This is a genomic window from Kitasatospora sp. NPDC002965, from assembly GCF_040611255.1.
In the GTDB taxonomy this organism is placed as follows: Bacteria; Actinomycetota; Actinomycetes; order Streptomycetales; family Streptomycetaceae; genus Kitasatospora.
In genome coordinates this window covers 44,784-61,714 of record NZ_JBEXNT010000014.1, presented here as the reverse complement: position 1 = coordinate 61,714, position 16,931 = coordinate 44,784, and the positions used below count along the sequence as shown (strand labels likewise).

The following is a 16,931-nucleotide window of genomic DNA, read 5'->3' as shown; positions in this document are numbered from 1 at the left end:
TCGTGAGGTGAACCCATGTCACTGCTCTCCAGCGTCACTTGCCCGGCGGACCTGCGAAGACTCCCGGCCGCCGAACTGCCCCGGCTCGCCGACGAGATCCGCGACTTCCTGATCGACGCCGTCACCAGGACCGGCGGCCACCTCGGCCCGAACCTCGGGGTGGTCGAACTGACGATCGCCCTCCACCGGGCCTTCGACTCCCCGTACGACCGGATCGTCTGGGACACCGGCCACCAGAGCTATGTCCACAAACTGCTCACCGGTCGCCAGGACTTCTCGAAACTCCGCTCCAGGGGCGGACTCTCCGGTTACCCCTCGCGGGCCGAATCCGAACACGACCTGGTCGAGAACTCGCACGCCTCGACCGCCCTCTCCTACGCCGACGGCCTCGCCAAGGCCGCCCAGCTGCTCGGCGAGCACGACCGGAGCACCGTCGCGGTCATCGGCGACGGCGCCCTCACCGGCGGCCTCGCCTGGGAGGCGCTCAACAACATCGCCGACGCCAAGGACCGGCCGCTGGTCATCGTCGTCAACGACAACGAGCGCTCCTACGCGCGCACCATCGGCGGCCTCGCCAACCACCTCGCCACGCTGCGCACCACGCAGGGCTACGAGCGGTTCCTCTCCTGGGGCAAGGACGCGCTGCAGCGCACCCCGGTCGTGGGCCAGCCGATCTTCGACGCGCTGCACGGCGCCAAGAAGGGGTTCAAGGACGCCTTCGCGCCGCAGGGCATGTTCGAGGACCTCGGGCTCAAGTACCTCGGCCCGATCGACGGCCACGACCTGGCGGCCCTGGAGTCGGCCTTCACCAAGGCCCGCGGCTTCGGCGGCCCCGTGATCGTGCACTGCCTGACGGTCAAGGGCCGCGGCTACCGGCCCGCCGAACAGGACGAGGCGGACCGCTTCCACGCGGTCAACCCGATCGACCCCTACACCTGCCTGCCGATCTCGCCCAGCGGCGGGGTCTCCTGGACGTCCGTCTTCGGCGAGGAGATGCTCGCCATCGGCGCGGAGCGTCCGGACGTGGTGGCGATCACCGCCGCCATGCTCCAGCCGGTCGGGCTGGCCAAGTTCGCCAAGGCCCACCCGGAGCGGACCTTCGACGTCGGCATCGCCGAGCAGCACGCCGTCACCAGCGCCGCCGGCCTGGCCACCGGCGGGCTCCACCCGGTGGTGGCGGTGTACGCGACCTTCCTGAACCGCGCCTTCGACCAGGTGCTGATGGACGTCGCCCTGCACCGGCTGGGCGTCACCTTCGTGCTGGACCGCTCCGGGGTGACCGGGCCGGACGGCGCCTCGCACAACGGCATGTGGGACATGTCGATCCTCCAGGTCGTCCCCGGCCTTCGGCTCGCCGCCCCGCGCGACGCCGACGAACTCCGCGTCCAGCTGCGCGAGGCGGTCGAGGTCGCGGACGCCCCGACCGTGGTCCGCTTCCCGAAGGGGACCGTCGGTCCGGCCGTCCCGGCGGTCGAGCGGATCGGCGGCGTGGACGTCCTGCTGCGGACCGCCGAGCAGCCGGAGATCCTGCTGGTCGCGGTCGGCACCACGGCCGCCGCCGTACTGGACGCCGCCCGGCTGCTGCTCGCCGAGGGGTTCACCGCGACCGTGGTCGACCCGCGCTGGGTCAAGCCGGTCGACCCGGCGTTGCCGGCCCTCGCCGCCGGGCACCGGCTGGTCGTCACCGTCGAGGACAACGGGCGCACCGGAGGGGTCGGCACGGCCGTCGCCCAGGCACTGCGCGACGCCGACGTGGACGTCCCGGTCCGGGTCCTCGGACTGCCGCAGGAGTTCCTCGGGCACGCCGCCCGCGGCGAGATCCTGGAGGAGACCGGCCTGACCGGTACCGGGGTCGCCGCCCAGACCGCCGCCTTCGCCAAGAACCTGCTACGGGCCAGAGGACTACCGAACCGAGGAGCGAACCAGCACCATGCCGGCTGACCCCGACGACCGCACCGAAGCGCGCTTCGACCTCGCCGCCCTGCTCGCCGAGCGCGGCGGCGAGCGGTACGAGCTGCAGAGCCGCTACCTCAATCCGCAGCTGTCGCGGATGCTGCACACCATCGGCTTCGACAAGTTCTACGAGCGTGCCAAGGGACAGTACTTCTACGACGCCGAGGGCAACGAGTACCTCGACATGCTCGCCGGCTTCGGCATCTTCGCGCTCGGCCGGCACCACCCGGTGGTCCGCTCGGCGATCCAGCAGGTGATGGACCTCGACCTGCCCGACCTGGTCCGTTTCGACTGCTCGCCGCTGCCCGGTCTGCTGGCCGAGCGGCTGTTGTCCCACACGCCCGGACTGGACCGGGTCTTCTTCGGCAACAGCGGCACCGAAGCGGTGGAGACGGCGCTCAAGTTCGCCCGGTACGCCACTGGCCGGAAACGGGTCCTCTTCGCCGACCACGCCTTTCACGGGCTGACCACGGGTTCACTCTCGGTCAACGGCGAGGGTGGCTTCCGCAAGGGCTTCGACCCGCTGCTCCCGGACACGGCCGTCCCGCTCGGGGACCTGGGGGCGCTGGCCAAGGAGCTGAAGCGGGGCGACGTCGCGGCCCTGATCGTCGAGCCGATCCAGGGCAAGGGCGTGCAGGCGCCCCCGCCCGGCTGGCTCCGCGCGGCGCAGGAGCTGCTGCACGAGCACAAGGCGCTGCTGATCTGCGACGAGGTGCAGACCGGCATCGGGCGCACCGGCGACTTCTTCGCCTACCAGTACGAGGAGGGCGTGCTGCCCGACCTGGTCTGCGCGGCCAAGGCGCTCTCCGGCGGCTACGTGCCGGTCGGCGCGACGCTCGGCAAGAGCTGGATCTTCGAGAAGGTGTACTCCTCGATGGACCGGGTGCTGGTCCACTCGGCCAGCTTCGGGTCCAACGCGCAGGCGATGGCGGCCGGGTTGGCGACCCTGGAGGTCGTCCGGGACGAGCAGGTGGTGGAGAACGCCGCCAAGGTGGGCGAGTACTTCCGGGAGCGGCTGACGGCGCTCGTCGACACGTACGAGCTGCTCGCCGAGGTGCGCGGGCGCGGTCTGATGATCGGCATCGAGTTCGGCCGACCGAAGTCGCTGAAGCTGCGGACCGGCTGGACGGCGCTGCAGGCGGCCCGCAAGGGGCTGTTCGCCCAGATGGTGGTCGTGCCGCTGCTGCAGCGGCACCGGATCCTCACCCAGGTGTCCGGCGACCACCTGGAGGTGATCAAGCTGATCCCGCCGCTGATCATCACCGAACGGGACGTCGACCGCTTCATGGACGCGTTCACCGAGGTGATGGACGACGCGCACCGGGGGAGCGGTCTGATGTGGGACTTCGGGCGGACCCTGGTGAAGCAGGCGGTCTCCAACCGCTGAGCGGTCCGGCCGGTCCGCGTGGCCGGTCCTGGCAGTGGGCCCGTGCGGCCGGTCCGTGCGGCCGGCCCGTGCTGCCGGTCCGCGCGGCCGGGGAGGTCGGGCGCCGGGGTGTGGGGGGATCGGGAGGCCGGGCGTGCCGGCTTCCCACTCCGTGGGAGACACCGCGTCAGAGCTCGGTCCGGCGGCGCCGGATCACGACGACGAGATCGACGACGGCGAACAGCGTGAGGACTCCGCAGGCCACGGCGAACCCGGTCAGGGTGGACCGGCTCGGCGCGCCGAACTCCGGGGCGTTCGCGGCCCAGACCGCGAAGCCCACGGTGGCCAGGGCGAACAACGGGGTGAAGGTCAGCGAGAGCAGGTAGCGCAGCCGGAGGGCACTGCGGGCGGTGGCGGGCTCGGTGCCGCTGCGCCACCGGCGCGGGGCGGTGGTGGGCATCCGCGGTCACCTCCCGGGTCGGCCGCCGGTGCCGGCCACCGGCGCCTGCCGTCGGTACGGGTCCTCGTACGGCGGTCTACGATTCCAGCGTACGTCCGGGATGCGAGCCGGGGAGGGGCGATGACGGACGCCGACGCGGAGGGTTACGCGGGGCTGCGGGTGGAACGGGCCGAGGAACTGGCCCGGAGGCACGGATGGGCCTCGGTGCGGGTCATGGCGCAGGGAGCGGCTATGACCATGGACTACCGGGAGGGGCGGCTCAACCTCGCGGTGCGCGACGGGGTGGTGGTGCGCAGCTGGGAGGGGTAGCCGGGGCGCTCGCCGGGACGTCCCGGCCGGGCCCGGTCCTCGCCGGCGGCCGGCCGAGGCGTCGCTCGACGGCGAGGACCAGCGGTTCCAGCAGGGGGAGCGAGAGCAGGACGAGCAGGCCGGCCGCCCAGCCGGCCAGCACGTCGGTCACCCAGTGGGTCCCCAGGTAGACGGTGGTGAGCCCGACCGAGCAGGCGGTGGCGCCGGCGAGCACCGCCCCGGTGCGGCGCCACCGGCCCGCGAGGTAGGCGAGCACGCCCCAGGTGACCACGGCGTTGGCGGTGTGTCCGGAGGGGAATATGGTGCCGCCGGAGAAGAGCTCGGGCGAACCGACGTAGTGGGCGTAGTGCGGGCCCAGCCGGCCCGTGACGATCTTGACCGTGCCGACCGTGAGGTTGAGCAGCAGCAGCGCGGCGCCCGTCACCAGCAGCGGGCGGATCCGGCCGAGCCGGCGGGCGCGCCAGCCGATCCAGACGAGTACGGCGACGGCGGACGGGCCGCGCTGGCCGGCCACCACCCAGTTGTCCAGCAGCGGCTCCGGCCCTGGCCAGCGTTCGTGGGGCCGGGCCAGACGGACCGCCCAGTCCAGGTCGACCAGGGCGGTGTCGAGCAGCACCCCGGCGACGACGAGCAGGTAGCCGAGGCCGGTGAGGCCCAGCAGGACGGTCTGCCGACGGCCGAGCGGCGGCTGCGGGGACGGGCGGGAGGCGGGCCCGCGGGTGGTGCGCAGGCCCCGGCGGCGGGTGGTGGTCGGGTTCTCCGGGAGTTCACTCGGCGCGTGCACGCCGGTGACCATACCCACCGCGTCCGGGTGATTCCCGGCGGAATTCGGAATTCTCCGACAAAGCCGTGAAGCGATGAAAACCGCCGTGTTCGGGGCCGGTTTTCCGACGATTTCAGTTCGAATGCCCGTCCGGTCGTCGCGCGGGATTTCCCTGGTGCCGGGAAAACGGACGGAGCGGGAGACCGGGTCGAGCCGGTTCCCACTCCGTGGTAACCCTGGGTAGGTCCGCTGCTCAGTCGAGCGGGCCGCCCGCGACGTAGACGACCTGGCCGGAGACGAATCCGGCCGCCTCGCCGGCGAAGAACGAGACGGCGTGCGCCACGTCCTCGGGCACGCCGACCCGCTGGACCGGGATCTCTGAGGCGGCGGCGCGCTTGAAGTCCTCGAAGTCCATGCCGACCCGGGCGGCGGTGGCCGCGGTCATGTCGGTGGCGATGAATCCGGGGGCCACCGCGTTGGCGGTGATGCCGAACTTGCCCAGTTCGATCGCGAGGGTCTTGGTGAAGCCCTGCAGACCGGCCTTGGCGGCCGAGTAGTTGGCCTGGCCGCGGTTGCCCTGGGCCGAGGAGGAGGACAGGTTGACGATCCGGCCGAAGCCGGCATCGACCATGTGCTTCTGGACCGCGCGGGTCATCAGGAAGGCGCCGCGCAGGTGCACGTTCATGACCGTGTCCCAGTCGGACTCGGTCATCTTGAAGAGCAGGTTGTCGCGGAGTACGCCCGCGTTGTTGACCAGGACGACCGGGGGACCGAGTTCGGCGACGATCCGGTCGACCGCGGCCTGGACCTGTCCGGCGTCCGAGACGTCGGCGCCGACGGCGACGGCGCGACCGCCCGCGGCGGTGATCCGGTCCACGGTCTCCCGGCCGGCGGCCTCCTGGAGGTCGAGGACGGCCACGGCGTAGCCGTCGGCGGCCAGCCGGAGGGCGGTGGCGGCCCCCAGGCCGCGCGCGGCGCCGGTGACGACGGCGACCCGGGGTGCGGTGGTCTGCTCGGTCATGCTCACTCTCGTCTCTCTCGGATCTCGCTCGCGAACTCCCAGGGATCTCCCAGGGATCTCCCAGGCGGCACTCGGGGACCTCCGGGGGTCGTGCGGAGCGCCCGGGGAGGACGGGGGCCGTCGAGGTGGCCACACCCTACCGGTGAGTAGGGGGTGCGGCCAGGGCCGAAGGCGCAGGTGACCGAGGGTAAGGACCGACCGGTCGGCTTTCTCCTGCGAACGGGTTACTGCCGGGTCGGCGCGGCGCGTAAATATGCCAATGTTGCCGAACCTGCGTCTACTATCCGCCCCTGCCTGCCAGCGAGGGCCCGCCGTTTGTATAGTGTCCGCCAGCAGCCACCGGCTGCACGGCTGGAGCGCCCTCCCTCATAGCGGGACGCCCACTCGCCGTTACTGCCCCACCCGGGTGTCCCACACACACCGGGTGTGACATCGGGACGGATACATGGTGCTGGGGGAGATCCCGACGACCCGTGTGTCCGCGCGACTGCAGCAGTCGCCCGGACACCTGATCCGCGTTGCACAGCAGGTCCACACCCGTCTGTGGTCCGAACACGTCGGAGCCGATCTCACGGCTCCGCAGTTCGCGGTCCTGCTGGTTCTCGCCCTCGAACCGGGCGCTGACCAGCGAACGGTCGGAGAGCGTGCTTCGCTCGACAAGGCCACGATGGCCGAGATGGTCGCCCGGTTGGTCCGGCGCGGCCTCGTACTGCGGCGCCGAGACCCGGCCGACGGCCGGCGCAAGCTGCTCGCTCTCTCGCAGAGCGGAGCCCAGGCTGTCCGGGAGGCCACCGGCGGGGTGGTCCGCGTGCAGCGCACGCTCTTCGAGCCGCTGACTCCGGAGGAGCAGCTGGAGATCGTCCGTGTGATGGCCAAGATAGCCAGGCTGGAACCGGCTCAGGTCGCCGTCCTCACGGACGCGCGACCGATGCTGGACGCCCAGCGGGCGATCGGCTACCTCATCCGGGTGAGCCAGCAGGTGCACACCAAGCTCTGGACGGAGCACGTCGGTTCGGAGCTCACGGCGCCGCAGTACGCGGTGCTGGACGCTCTGGAGCTGGAGCCGGGCGCCGACCAGCGGACGGTCGGCGAGCTGGCCTCGCTGGACAAGGCCACGATGGCCGAGATGGTCAGCCGGCTGGTCCGGCGCGGCCTGGTCCAGCGTCGCCGCGACCCCTCGGACGGACGGCGCAACCTGCTCTCGCTCTCACCGGCGGGGCAGGACCTGCTGCACCGCTCGGCCGCGGGCGTGGCGCAGGTCCAGCTCCTGCTGCTGTCTCCGCTGGAGGAGCACGAGCACGAGGCGGCGCTGGCGCTGATCGCCAAGGCGGCCAGGCTGTAGCTTTCGCTTCGAGCTTCAGCCAAAACGATTCGCCAACGGATCGGAGGCCGTCGACGGTTCGTGGTTCGTGCAGGTCGACGCGGCGCAGGCCGCCTTCCCGGAAGAGGGGGAGGCGGCCTGCGCCGTCGGCGGCACCCTGCGGGGCGCCGGACCGGGAACGGTCAGTTCCAGTCGAACTCCTGCGGGTCCGGACCGATCCGCTTGCCGGTGGCGATGCCCGCGACGGCCGCGAGGTCGTCGGCGTCCAGCTCGAAACCGCCGACGTCGAGGTTCTCCTTGATCCGCGACGGGGTGACCGACTTCGGGATCGCGATGATGCCGCTCTGCAGGTGCCAGCGGAGCACCACCTGGGCGACGGTGCGCCCGTGCTTGCCGGCGATCCGCGCCAGGGCCGGCTCGGCGAGCAGATCCTTGCCCTGGCCCAGCGGGCTCCAGGCCTCGGTGGCGATGCCGTGCTCCGCGTGGAAGGCGCGCAGCTCCTCCTGCGGGAAGTACGGGTGCAGCTCGACCTGGTTCAGTGCCGGCACCACCGTGGCCTCGTCGAGCAGGCGGGTGAGCTGCTCGGCCCCGAAGTTGGAGACGCCGATCGACTTCGCCCGGCCGTCGGCGCGCAGCTGCTCCAGCGCCTTCCAGACGTTGAGGTAGCTGCCGTGCATCGGGCGGGGCCAGTGGATCAGGTAGAGGTCGACGTAGTCGAGGCCCAGCCGGTCCAGCGACGCGTCGAACTCGCGCAGCACCGCGTCCCGGCCCTGCTCGCCGGACCAGTCGCGGGTGCCGGAGTTCCACAGCTTGGTGGTGATGTAGAGGTCCTCGCGGGCCAGACCGCCGGCGAGCGCCTCGGTGACCGCCTGGCCGGTGCCGGTCTCGTTCTCGTAGACCGCGGCGGTGTCGATCGAGCGGTAGCCGGACTCGAGCGCGGCGCGGACGGCGGGGGTGGCCTCCGCGTCCGGCACCTGCCAGACCCCGAAGCCGAGCTGGGGGATCTGCGAGCCGTCGTTGAGGGTGACAGTGGGGATGTTGCTCACGGGAAGGAGTGCCCTCTCCTGGTCGTCCATGGGGTTCCGATGGGGGCAACCTGCGGGGTGCCGGGAATGTTCCCGGCCCGCCAAAGAATTTTCCGACGCCTGGTACCGGCGTGCGCATCGGCTGCCCGGCGGCTGCGCGACGGCCACGTGACCGGCCGCGCGGCGGGGCCGGCGCCCGTCGGGGTGCGGCAGACCGCCGGAAAACCTGTTGCGTAGGTCACATCCGGGTTGGCAGTCTCGCTGCCATGACCTCCTGACCGACCCCGGGCCGTGACCGCACCGGCCCCTCCGAGCCCTCCGCCCGCACCGCCTCCGCAACGGAGCGTCATGCCGCTCGAAACCCTCCCCCTGGCCGACCCCGGCCGCCCCGACCTCACCTCCCCGCTCGCCTTCCTGCGCTGGCTCCAACGCGGCCAGCGACGCGGGCAGGTGCTCGCCACCTGCTGGTCGCTGCTGGAGATGGGCGGCCAGGCGGCCCTGCCGGTCCCGGTCGGCCTGGGCATCCAGGCCGCCGTCGACGGCGACGCCGCCGGCCTCTGGCGGGCCGGCGGCGTCGCCCTGGCGCTCGCCGCGGTGTCCTCGGTGGGCACCGTCCTGCTGCACCGCCAGGCGGTCTGGAACTGGATCCACGCCGCGACCCAGGTCAGACAGCTCGTCGCCCGCCAGGCCTCCCACCTCGGGGCCGGACTCTCCCGGCGGATCGCCACCGGCGAGATCGTCGCGGTCGGCAGCGGGGACGTCGAGAAGATCGGCTGGTACGTCGAGCTGGTCGCCAGGCTGCGCGGTGCCGTCCTCGTCTGGCTGGCCGTCAGCACGGCGGTGCTGGTCACCCAGCCGGTCCTCGGACTCGCCGTGCTGCTCGGGGTGCCCGTGCTGGCGGCCTCGGTGTGGCCGCTGCTCGGCCCCTTCGAGCGCCGGTACACGGAACAGCGGGCGCTCGGGGGCAAGGCCACCGAGCTGGCCGCCGACACGGTGGCCGGGCTCCGGGTGCTGCGCGGCATCGGCGGTGAGGAGCTCTTCCTCGCCCGGTACCGTGCGGCGTCCCAGCAGGTCCGCGCCGCGGCCGTCCGCTCGGCCCGGATCTGGTCCCTGATGCAGGCCCAGCAGGTCCTGCTGCCGGGCCTGTTCGTGGTCGGCATCACCTGGTACGGCGCCCATCTGGCCGCGTCCGGCCGGATCTCCGTCGGCACCCTGGTCGCCGTCTACGGCTCGACGGCCTACCTCGCCGCCCCGCTGCGGATCCTCGGCGAGGCGGCCCACGCCTGGAGCGTGGCCCGCGTCTCGGCCGGGCGGGCCGCGCGGGTGCTCGCGCTCGACCGGACCGACGGGACCGCCGACGCGGGACTGTCCGGTGCCGCGCAGTCGGACCTGTTCGACCCGGCCACCGGGCTGACCGCCCGGGCCGGCCGGCTGACCGCCGTGGTCTGCGGCGACCCGGACTTCGCCGGTGCGCTGGCCGAGCGGCTGGGCGGGCACGTCCCGACGGCCGAGGGCGCGCGACCGGAGCCGTCGGTCCGGCTCGGCGGCACCGAGCTGGACTCCGTCCCGCTGGCCGAGGCGCGGGCCGCCGTCCTGGTCCACGACAAGGAGCCGGTGCTGCTCTCCGGCACCCTGGCGGGGCTGTTCGACATCCCCGCCTCCGGGCGGGTCGAGCCCGTCGACGCACTGGCCGCCGCCTGTGCCGAGGACGTCCTGGACGCCCTGGTCGACGGCTCGCCCACCTGCGGGGGCGACGCCATGCGGGCGGAGATCACCGAGCGCGGACGCTCGCTCTCCGGAGGGCAGCGGCAGCGACTGGCGCTGGCCCGCTCGCTGCTGGCCGACCCGCCGGTCCTCGTCCTGGACGAGCCGACCAGCGCGGTGGACGCGCACACCGAGTCCCGGATCGCGGCCGGGCTGCGCAGGAGTCGGGAAGGGCGCACCACCGTGGTCTTCGCTACCAGTCCGCTGCTGCTGGACCGGGCGGACCGGGTGGTCCTGGTCCGCGACGGGCGGGTGGCGGCGGCCGGGCGTCACCGCGACCTGATGCGGACCGAGCCGGGCTACCGGGCGGTGGTCACCCGCGCGGAGGAGCCGTCGCCGGCGGGGGAGCCCGCGACCGTGGGGGAGGCGGTGTGAGGCCGACGGACCCCCGCGGCCCGTCCTCCCGGCCGCACCGCCACCCCCGTGGCGCCCGTGGTGCCCGTGGTCCTCGTGGCCTCCGTGGCGCCGGGGGCCCTCGTGGCCTCCGCGCCGACGTCCGAGAACAGCTGAGGAGCACCCCATGAAGCCCCCCGTCCATCAGGAGCAGGGGCCGGCCACCACCCTTCCGGTCGGCTCCCCGGTCGCCGTGCGGTCCTACCTGCGGCTGCTGGCCCGACGCCACCGGGGCGGGTTCGCCGCCGTGGTGGGACTGCACGCGGTGGCCACCACGGCGGGGCTCGTCGGGCCCTGGGTGCTGGGCACCCTGGTCGAGTCGCTGGCCACCGGCACCGTCGGAGCCACCGTCACGGTCGCCGTCGCCTGGTACCTGGTGGCGCTGGCGGTGCAGTCGGCGTTCACCTGGTGGTCGCGGCTGCGCGGCAGCGTCCTCGGCGAGCGGGTCCTGGCCGACCTGCGCGAGGACTTCCTGGTCCGCTCGGTGGCGCTGCCGACCGGGGTCCTGGAGCGGGCCGGCACCGGGGACCTCGTCTCCCGCGGCACCACCGACATCGACCGGCTGGACAAGTCGGTCCGCGAGGCGGTGCCGGAGCTGGCCGTGGCGATCGTGTCGCTGCTGCTGGTGCTGGGCGCCCTGGTCGCCACCTCGCCGCTGCTCGCGCTCACCTCGCTGATCGGCCTGCCGCTGCTGCTGGCCTCCTCCCGCTGGTACTTCCGGCGGGCCCCGCAGTCGTACCGGAACGAGTCGGCCGGGTACGCGGCGGTCAACACCGTGCTGGCCGAGACGGTGGACGCCGGTCGGACGGTCGAGGCACTGCGTCTCGGAGACCAGCGGGTCCGGCTGACCGACCGCAAGCTGGCGGAGTGGATCGCCTGGGAGCGGTACACCCTCTGGCTGCGCACGGCCTGGTTCCCGACCATCGACGCGGTCTACACCCTGGCGGTGCTCGGAACCCTGGTGCTGGGCGGGCTGTTCACCCTCCGGGGCTGGATCGGCGTCGGCGAGCTGACCACCGGGGTGCTCTACGCCCAGGCGCTGACCGCCCCGGTCGACCTGATCCTGCGCTGGTACGACGAGCTGCAGATCGGGCAGGCCTCGCTGGCCCGGCTGGTCGGGGTGCACGAGGTGCCCGAGCAGGAGAGTGACGAGGCGGCCCGGCCGAGCGGACGGCGGGTCGAGGCCCGGGACGTCCGCTTCGGCTACCGCGAGGGCGTCGACGTGCTGCACGGCATCAGCCTGGACGTCGCGCCGGGCAGCCGGGTCGCCCTGGTCGGGCCGTCCGGGGCGGGGAAGTCCACCCTGGGGCGGCTGCTGGCCGGCATCTACGCGCCCGGCCGGGGCAGTGTGACGCTCGGCGGGGCGGCGCTGTCGCGGATGCCGGCCGAGCGGGTCCGGGCCGAGGTCGCGCTGGTCAACCAGGAGCACCACGTCTTCGTCGGCACACTCCGGGACAACCTGCGGCTGGCCGCGCCGGACGCGGACGACGCCGAGTTGCGCGGGGCCCTGGACGCGGTGGACGCCGGTGACTGGGTGGACGCGCTGTCGGCGGGGCTGGACACCGAGGTCGGTTCGGGCGGCGCCGCGCTGACCCCGCCGCAGGCGCAGCAGCTGGCGCTGGCCCGGCTGGTGCTGGCCGATCCGCACACCCTGGTGCTGGACGAGGCCACCTCACTGCTGGACCCGCGGGCCGCCCGGCACCTGGAGCGCTCGCTCGCCAAGGTGCTGGAGGGCCGGACGGTGATCGCCATCGCCCACCGGCTGCACACGGCGCACGACGCGGACGTGATCGCGGTGGTCGAGGGCGGCCGGATCAGCGAGTACGGCAGCCACCCGGACCTGGTGGCGGCCGGTGGTCCATACGCGGCGCTCTGGCGGTCCTGGCGGGACGAGCCGTCGGAGACCCGGCCCGGGGGCGTCTGACGGAGAGTGACGGGCGGTAAACCCGCGCGGGGCGTGGTTGCCCCGTGCGGGTTACTCCCGGGCGCGTAGCCGGGCAAACCGGCCCATTCGACCGCAGACTTCGCGTGTGACCAAGATTTCAGACGGTTCGTCCGGCACCAAGCGCAGCGAGATCGGCGGGATCCCCACCCGGTACATCGGGATCGGTGTCATCGTCGTGCTCGCGGTGTGGTTCCTGTTCGCCAACCTCGACAAGGTGAAGATCCAGTTCTGGGTGTTCACCGTGACCGCGCCGCTCTGGATCGCCCTGCTGGCCACGCTGGTCGCCGGTGGCGCGCTCGGCTGGCTGCTGAAGGGCCGGAGCGGGCGGTGACCGGCGCACCGGAGCCCCCGCCCGGGTCCGGGCCGGGGCCCTCGGCCTTCACGCCCTTGATCGAGATGCGCGGCGTCAACAAGCACTTCGGCGAGTTGCACGTCCTCCAGGACATCGAGCTGACCATCGGCCGGGGCGAGGTCGTGGTGGTGATCGGTCCGTCCGGCTCCGGCAAGTCCACCCTGTGCCGGGCGATCAACCGCCTGGAGCCGATCGAGTCCGGGTCCATCGTGATCGACGGCCGGCCGCTGCCCGAGGAGGGCAAGGGCCTGGCCCGGCTGCGGGCCGAGGTCGGGATGGTGTTCCAGTCCTTCAACCTGTTCGCGCACAAGACCGTGCTGCAGAACGTGTCGCTGGCGCAGGTCAAGGTCCGCGGGCGGTCGAAGGGGGAGGCGGACGAGAGGTCCAGGGCGCTGCTGGAGCGGGTCGGGCTGGCTCCGCAGGCGGCCAAGTACCCGGCCCAGCTCTCCGGCGGCCAGCAGCAGCGCGTCGCGATCGCGCGTGCCCTGGCGATGGACCCCAAGGCACTGCTCTTCGACGAGCCCACCTCGGCGCTCGACCCGGAGATGATCAACGAGGTGCTGGACGTGATGCGCCAGCTGGCGCACGAGGGCATGACCATGATCGTCGTGACCCACGAGATGGGGTTCGCCCGGGCCTCCGCCAACCGGGTGGTCTTCATGGCCGACGGGCGGGTCGTCGAGGACCGCTCTCCGGAGGCGTTCTTCGGCGCTCCGGAGAGCGAGCGCGCCCGGGACTTCCTCTCCAAGATCCTGAAGCACTGAGGCCGCGCGTGAAGAAGATCGTGACCGCCGTCGTCGTGGCCGCGGCCGTGCTGCTGGCGGCCTGCGGCAAGGAGGGCACCCCGCCCCCCAAGGGGCCGCAGCCCAGCGCCCTTCCCAGCTACCAGGTGGAGAGCGGCGCCGGCATCACCGGTTCGTCCACCCTGGACGCGGCCCGCAGCCGGGGTCACCTGGTGGTCGGGGCCAAGGAGGACCAGCCCTACCTGGGGCAGAAGAACCCGGCCACCGGGCAGTACTCCGGCTTCGACATCGAGATCGCCAAGATGGTCGCCGCCGACCTCGGATTCGCCCCGGACCGGATCGAGTTCAGGACCATCGCCTCGGCCAACCGCGAGACCGCGCTGCAGAACGGCCAGGTCGACTACTACGTGGGCACCTACACCATCAACGACAACCGCAAGAAGCTGGTCGGCTTCGCCGGGCCGTACTACCTGGCAGGACAGTCGCTGCTGGTGCGCCGGAACGACACGACCATCAACGGGCCGGAGGACCTGGACGGCAAGAAGGTCTGCTCGGCGGCCGGCTCCACCCCATACCAGCGGATCCAGAAGGACTACCCGAAGGCCCGGCTGATCGGGTACGACAGCTACTCGGCCTGTGTCGACAACCTGATCACCTCCCAGGTGGACGCGGTGACCACGGACAACACCATCCTGATGGGCTACGCGGCCAAGGTGCCCGACGAGCTCAAGGTGGTCGGGCCGCTGTTCTCCCAGGAGCCGTACGGGATCGGCACGCCCAGGAACGACACCGTGCTGCGCGGGGCGCTGAACGACGCGCTGGCGCACCACGAGGAGAACGGTGACTGGCGCAAGGCCTACGACGCGACCCTCGGCCTCTCCGGGGTGCCCGCGCCCACCCCGCCGCCGATCGACCGGTACTGAGGAGGGGCCGGCCTGTGAAGACGCTGACCGACAACTGGTCGACCTACTGGGAGGGCTTCCTCGGCACCCTCTCGCTGTTCCTGGTGAGTGCGGTGCTGTCGCTGGTGCTCGGCGTGCTGGTGGCGAGCTTCCGGGTCTCGCCGGTGAAGCCGCTGCGGGTGTTCGGCACCACCTGGGTGACGCTGCTGCGGAACACCCCCCTGACCCTGCTCTTCTTCATCGTGGTGCTGGGCCTGCCGCGGTTCGACATCACGCTTCCGTTCTTCACCTTCGCGGTGCTCGCGCTGGGCTGCTACACCTCGGCGTTCGTCTGCGAGGCGATGCGGTCGGGCGTCAACACGGTGCCCACCGGTCAGGGCGAGGCGGCCCGCAGCCTGGGCATGACCTTCGGCCAGACGATGAGCCTGGTCGTGCTGCCGCAGGCGTACCGGTCGGTGATCGCCCCGATCGGCAGTGTGATGATCGCGCTGGCGAAGAACACGGCGATCGCCGGCTCGTTCAGCGTCACCGAGCTCCTCGGTACCTACCGGACCATCAACGAGTTGGGCTACAGCATCGTCTGGACCTTCGTCTGGATCGCGGTCGGCTACCTGGTCATCACGCTCGCCGTCAGTGCCGTGTTCAACCTGCTGGAACGACGACTGGCGGTGTCGCGATGACGGTGGAATCCTCGGCGCTCTACGACATCCCGGGGCCCAGGGCGCTCGCCCGGCACCGGCTGTACGGTGCGCTCGCGCTGCTGGCGATCGCCGCACTGCTCGGCTGGATCGTCTACATGCTGTTCCACACGAACCAGTTCACCGCCGAGAAGTGGACGGCCTTCGAGTACAAGGGGGTCCAGGAACTCCTGCTGCGCGGGCTCGGCAACACCCTCAAGGCGTTCGGGTGGACAGTGCTGTTCGCCCTGCCGTTCGGTGCGCTCTTCGCGGCCGGACGCCTCTCGGACCACCGGGTGGTGCGCTGGTTCTCCACCCTGGTGGTCGAGTTCTTCCGGGCCATGCCGGTGCTGGTGATGATCTTCTTCATCTTCGTCGCGCTCAAGGTCGAACCGCTCTGGGCCCTGGTGGCCGGTCTGGTGCTCTACAACGGTTCGGTGCTCGCGGAGGTGTTCCGGGCCGGCGTGCTGGCGGTGCCCAAGGGGCAGAAGGAGGCCGCTTTCGCGCTCGGCCTGCGCAAGACCCAGGTGATGGCCTACGTGCTGGTGCCGCAGGCCAACCGGGCGATGCTGCCGGCGATCATCAGCCAGCTGGTGGTGGCACTGAAGGACACCTCGCTGGGCTTCCTGATCACGTACGAGGAGTTCCTGCACGCGGGCAAGCTGATCGCCACCAACCTGGACTACGACCTGCCGTTCATCCCGGTGGTGATGGTGATCGCGCCGGTCTACATCGGGATGTGTCTGCTGCTCTCCTGGTTCGCGCGATGGATCGAGCAGCGCAGCCGGCGCAGCCCGCGGGTGCGCGGCGGGGCGCCGGTGGCCGACGCGGACGTGTCGATGGGGCTGCCGCCGGCCGCCCAGCCGTAGCCGGCGGGGTGCGCGAGGGGTGCGCGAGGGATGGGCGGTTCGCCGGTAAACCATAGGTGCCGCCGGGGTTAGGCTCCACTCCTCCAAACTCTGCTTATGATTGCCGGGATGTGGCACGGCGGCCGGGCGGAGGGGCGATGGAGCCGGTATTCGACTCACGGCATATCAGGACCTTCCACGAGGTCGTCCGGGCCGGCTCCTACTCGGCGGCGGCCCGCGAACTCGGCTACACCCAGCCCGCCATCACCCAGCAGATGAAGGCCCTCGAACGGACCGTCGGCCTGCCGCTCTTCACCCGGGCCGGACGCGGACTGCGCCTCACCGAGGCCGGCGAGGCGCTCGCCCGGCACGCCGAACAGATCCTCGGCAGCCTCGCCGCCGCGCAGCAGCAGCTCGCCGCGCTGGCCCGGCTGCGTGCCGGACGGGTGCGGGTCTGCGCCTTCCCCAGCGCCAACGCCACCCTGATCCCCGAGACGATGGCCCGGCTGCTCGCCGAACACCCCGGCGTCCGGGTCGAACTGCTGGAGGCCGAGCCGCCGGACTCCGTCCAGCGGCTGCTCCGCGGCGAGTGCGACATCGCCCTGGCCTTCCGTTATCCGGGCGCCCCGGCCGAACTGCCGGAAGGTCTGGACGAGATACCCCTGATGGAGGACCTGCTGACCGTGCTGCTGCCGGTCGGCCACCCGCTGGGGCGCCGGCACGCCGTCCGGCTGGCCGATCTGGACGGCGAACGGTGGATCGCCGGCTGTCCGCGCTGCCGGGCCAACCTGCTGCACGTCTGCGCGGAGGAGGGGTTCGCGCCCGACATCGTCTTCTCCACCGACGACAACCTCGCCGTGCAGAGCCTGGTCGCCGCAGGGGTGGGGATAGCCCTGATGCCGGCCCTGGTCCTCTCCTTCATGTGCCACCGCAAGGTCACCGGCCGGGCCGTCGAGCCGCACCTGCGCCGCCGGGTCAGCGCGTACGTGCTGCGCGAGCACCGGCGGATCCCGGCGACCGCGCTGGTGCTGGACCACCTGCGGTCCGCGGCCGCCGCCCGGGTGGGGTGCTGACCGCTCCCGACAATCC

The 16,931-nt window shown here is 72.3% G+C and carries 16 protein-coding genes; 12 read left to right on the top strand and 4 right to left on the bottom strand.

Translation table 11 applies throughout. From position 1 onward, the window contains the following. Positions 1-15 precede the first annotated feature (15 nt). Positions 16-1,941 carry a 1-deoxy-D-xylulose-5-phosphate synthase gene (gene dxs / locus ABZY91_RS08895; RefSeq protein ID WP_355400905.1) on the top strand — a complete coding sequence of 642 codons (1,926 nt, stop codon included), beginning with the start codon at positions 16-18 and terminating at the stop codon, positions 1,939-1,941. After that, positions 1,931-3,340: an aspartate aminotransferase family protein gene (locus ABZY91_RS08890; protein ID WP_329880313.1), complete on the top strand. Its 1,410-nt coding sequence runs from the start codon at positions 1,931-1,933 to the stop codon at positions 3,338-3,340. Before dxs ends, ABZY91_RS08890 begins: the two co-directional genes overlap by 11 nt. Positions 3,341-3,506: 166 nt before the next feature. Here the strand turns inward: ABZY91_RS08890 and ABZY91_RS08885 are convergent, their stop codons facing one another. Then, positions 3,507-3,779 carry a DUF6343 family protein gene (locus ABZY91_RS08885; protein ID WP_329948819.1) on the bottom strand — a complete coding sequence of 91 codons (273 nt, stop codon included), beginning with the start codon at positions 3,777-3,779 and terminating at the stop codon, positions 3,507-3,509. A 120-nt stretch (positions 3,780-3,899) separates the two neighbouring features. Between ABZY91_RS08885 and ABZY91_RS08880 the strand changes: the two genes are divergently transcribed. Next, positions 3,900-4,088, top strand: coding sequence for an I78 family peptidase inhibitor (locus tag ABZY91_RS08880; protein WP_329948818.1), 189 nt, complete (start codon positions 3,900-3,902; stop codon positions 4,086-4,088). On the opposite strand, the gene ABZY91_RS08875 is transcribed toward ABZY91_RS08880, so the two are convergent. Further along, entirely contained in the window at positions 4,039-4,872 is an 834-nt protein-coding gene (locus tag ABZY91_RS08875) for a phosphatase PAP2 family protein (protein WP_355400903.1), read from the bottom strand. The genes ABZY91_RS08880 and ABZY91_RS08875 overlap by 50 nt on opposite strands. Positions 4,873-5,104: 232 nt before the next feature. Next, on the bottom strand, positions 5,105-5,872 hold the full coding sequence (fabG, locus tag ABZY91_RS08870) for a 3-oxoacyl-ACP reductase FabG (RefSeq protein ID WP_355400901.1): 768 nt from the start codon (positions 5,870-5,872) through the stop codon (positions 5,105-5,107). 475 nt (positions 5,873-6,347) lie between these two features. On the opposite strand from fabG, the gene ABZY91_RS08865 reads away from it, so the two are divergent. Continuing rightward, a complete protein-coding gene (locus ABZY91_RS08865; protein WP_329880307.1) occupies positions 6,348-7,214 on the top strand; it encodes a MarR family winged helix-turn-helix transcriptional regulator in 867 nt (288 codons plus the stop codon). Positions 7,215-7,375: 161 nt separating this feature from the next. Here the strand turns inward: ABZY91_RS08865 and ABZY91_RS08860 are convergent, their stop codons facing one another. After that, on the bottom strand, positions 7,376-8,239 hold the full coding sequence (locus tag ABZY91_RS08860) for an aldo/keto reductase (RefSeq protein ID WP_355400899.1): 864 nt from the start codon (positions 8,237-8,239) through the stop codon (positions 7,376-7,378). Between the two features lie 327 nt (positions 8,240-8,566). On the opposite strand from ABZY91_RS08860, the gene ABZY91_RS08855 reads away from it, so the two are divergent. The 8 genes from ABZY91_RS08855 to ABZY91_RS08820 all read left to right on the top strand — a co-directional run bounded on the left by ABZY91_RS08855 (position 8,567) and on the right by ABZY91_RS08820 (position 16,915). Further along, a complete protein-coding gene (locus ABZY91_RS08855; RefSeq protein WP_329948815.1) occupies positions 8,567-10,357 on the top strand; it encodes an ABC transporter ATP-binding protein in 1,791 nt (596 codons plus the stop codon). Positions 10,358-10,502: 145 nt separating this feature from the next. Beyond that, positions 10,503-12,299 carry an ABC transporter ATP-binding protein gene (locus ABZY91_RS08850; protein ID WP_329880304.1) on the top strand — a complete coding sequence of 599 codons (1,797 nt, stop codon included), beginning with the start codon at positions 10,503-10,505 and terminating at the stop codon, positions 12,297-12,299. Between the two features lie 106 nt (positions 12,300-12,405). Further along, complete coding sequence (locus ABZY91_RS08845; protein ID WP_329880303.1) at positions 12,406-12,651, top strand: LapA family protein; 246 nt, start codon at positions 12,406-12,408, stop codon at positions 12,649-12,651. A 65-nt stretch (positions 12,652-12,716) separates the two neighbouring features. Then, positions 12,717-13,436 (top strand): amino acid ABC transporter ATP-binding protein, encoded by a 720-nt coding sequence (locus ABZY91_RS08840; protein WP_329948907.1) that lies wholly within the window; start codon positions 12,717-12,719, stop codon positions 13,434-13,436. Between the two features lie 8 nt (positions 13,437-13,444). Then, the gene (locus tag ABZY91_RS08835; protein ID WP_355400896.1) at positions 13,445-14,338 is read left to right on the top strand and encodes a glutamate ABC transporter substrate-binding protein; all 894 of its coding nucleotides are present in this window, start codon (positions 13,445-13,447) and stop codon (positions 14,336-14,338) included. 14 nt (positions 14,339-14,352) lie between these two features. Next, positions 14,353-14,997 (top strand): amino acid ABC transporter permease, encoded by a 645-nt coding sequence (locus tag ABZY91_RS08830; protein ID WP_329880299.1) that lies wholly within the window; start codon positions 14,353-14,355, stop codon positions 14,995-14,997. Further along, on the top strand, positions 14,994-15,863 hold the full coding sequence (locus ABZY91_RS08825) for an amino acid ABC transporter permease (protein ID WP_355400894.1): 870 nt from the start codon (positions 14,994-14,996) through the stop codon (positions 15,861-15,863). Before ABZY91_RS08830 ends, ABZY91_RS08825 begins: the two co-directional genes overlap by 4 nt. Before the next feature lie 137 nt (positions 15,864-16,000). Further along, entirely contained in the window at positions 16,001-16,915 is a 915-nt protein-coding gene (locus tag ABZY91_RS08820; protein WP_329880296.1) for a LysR family transcriptional regulator, read from the top strand. Positions 16,916-16,931: the final 16 nt, after the last annotated feature.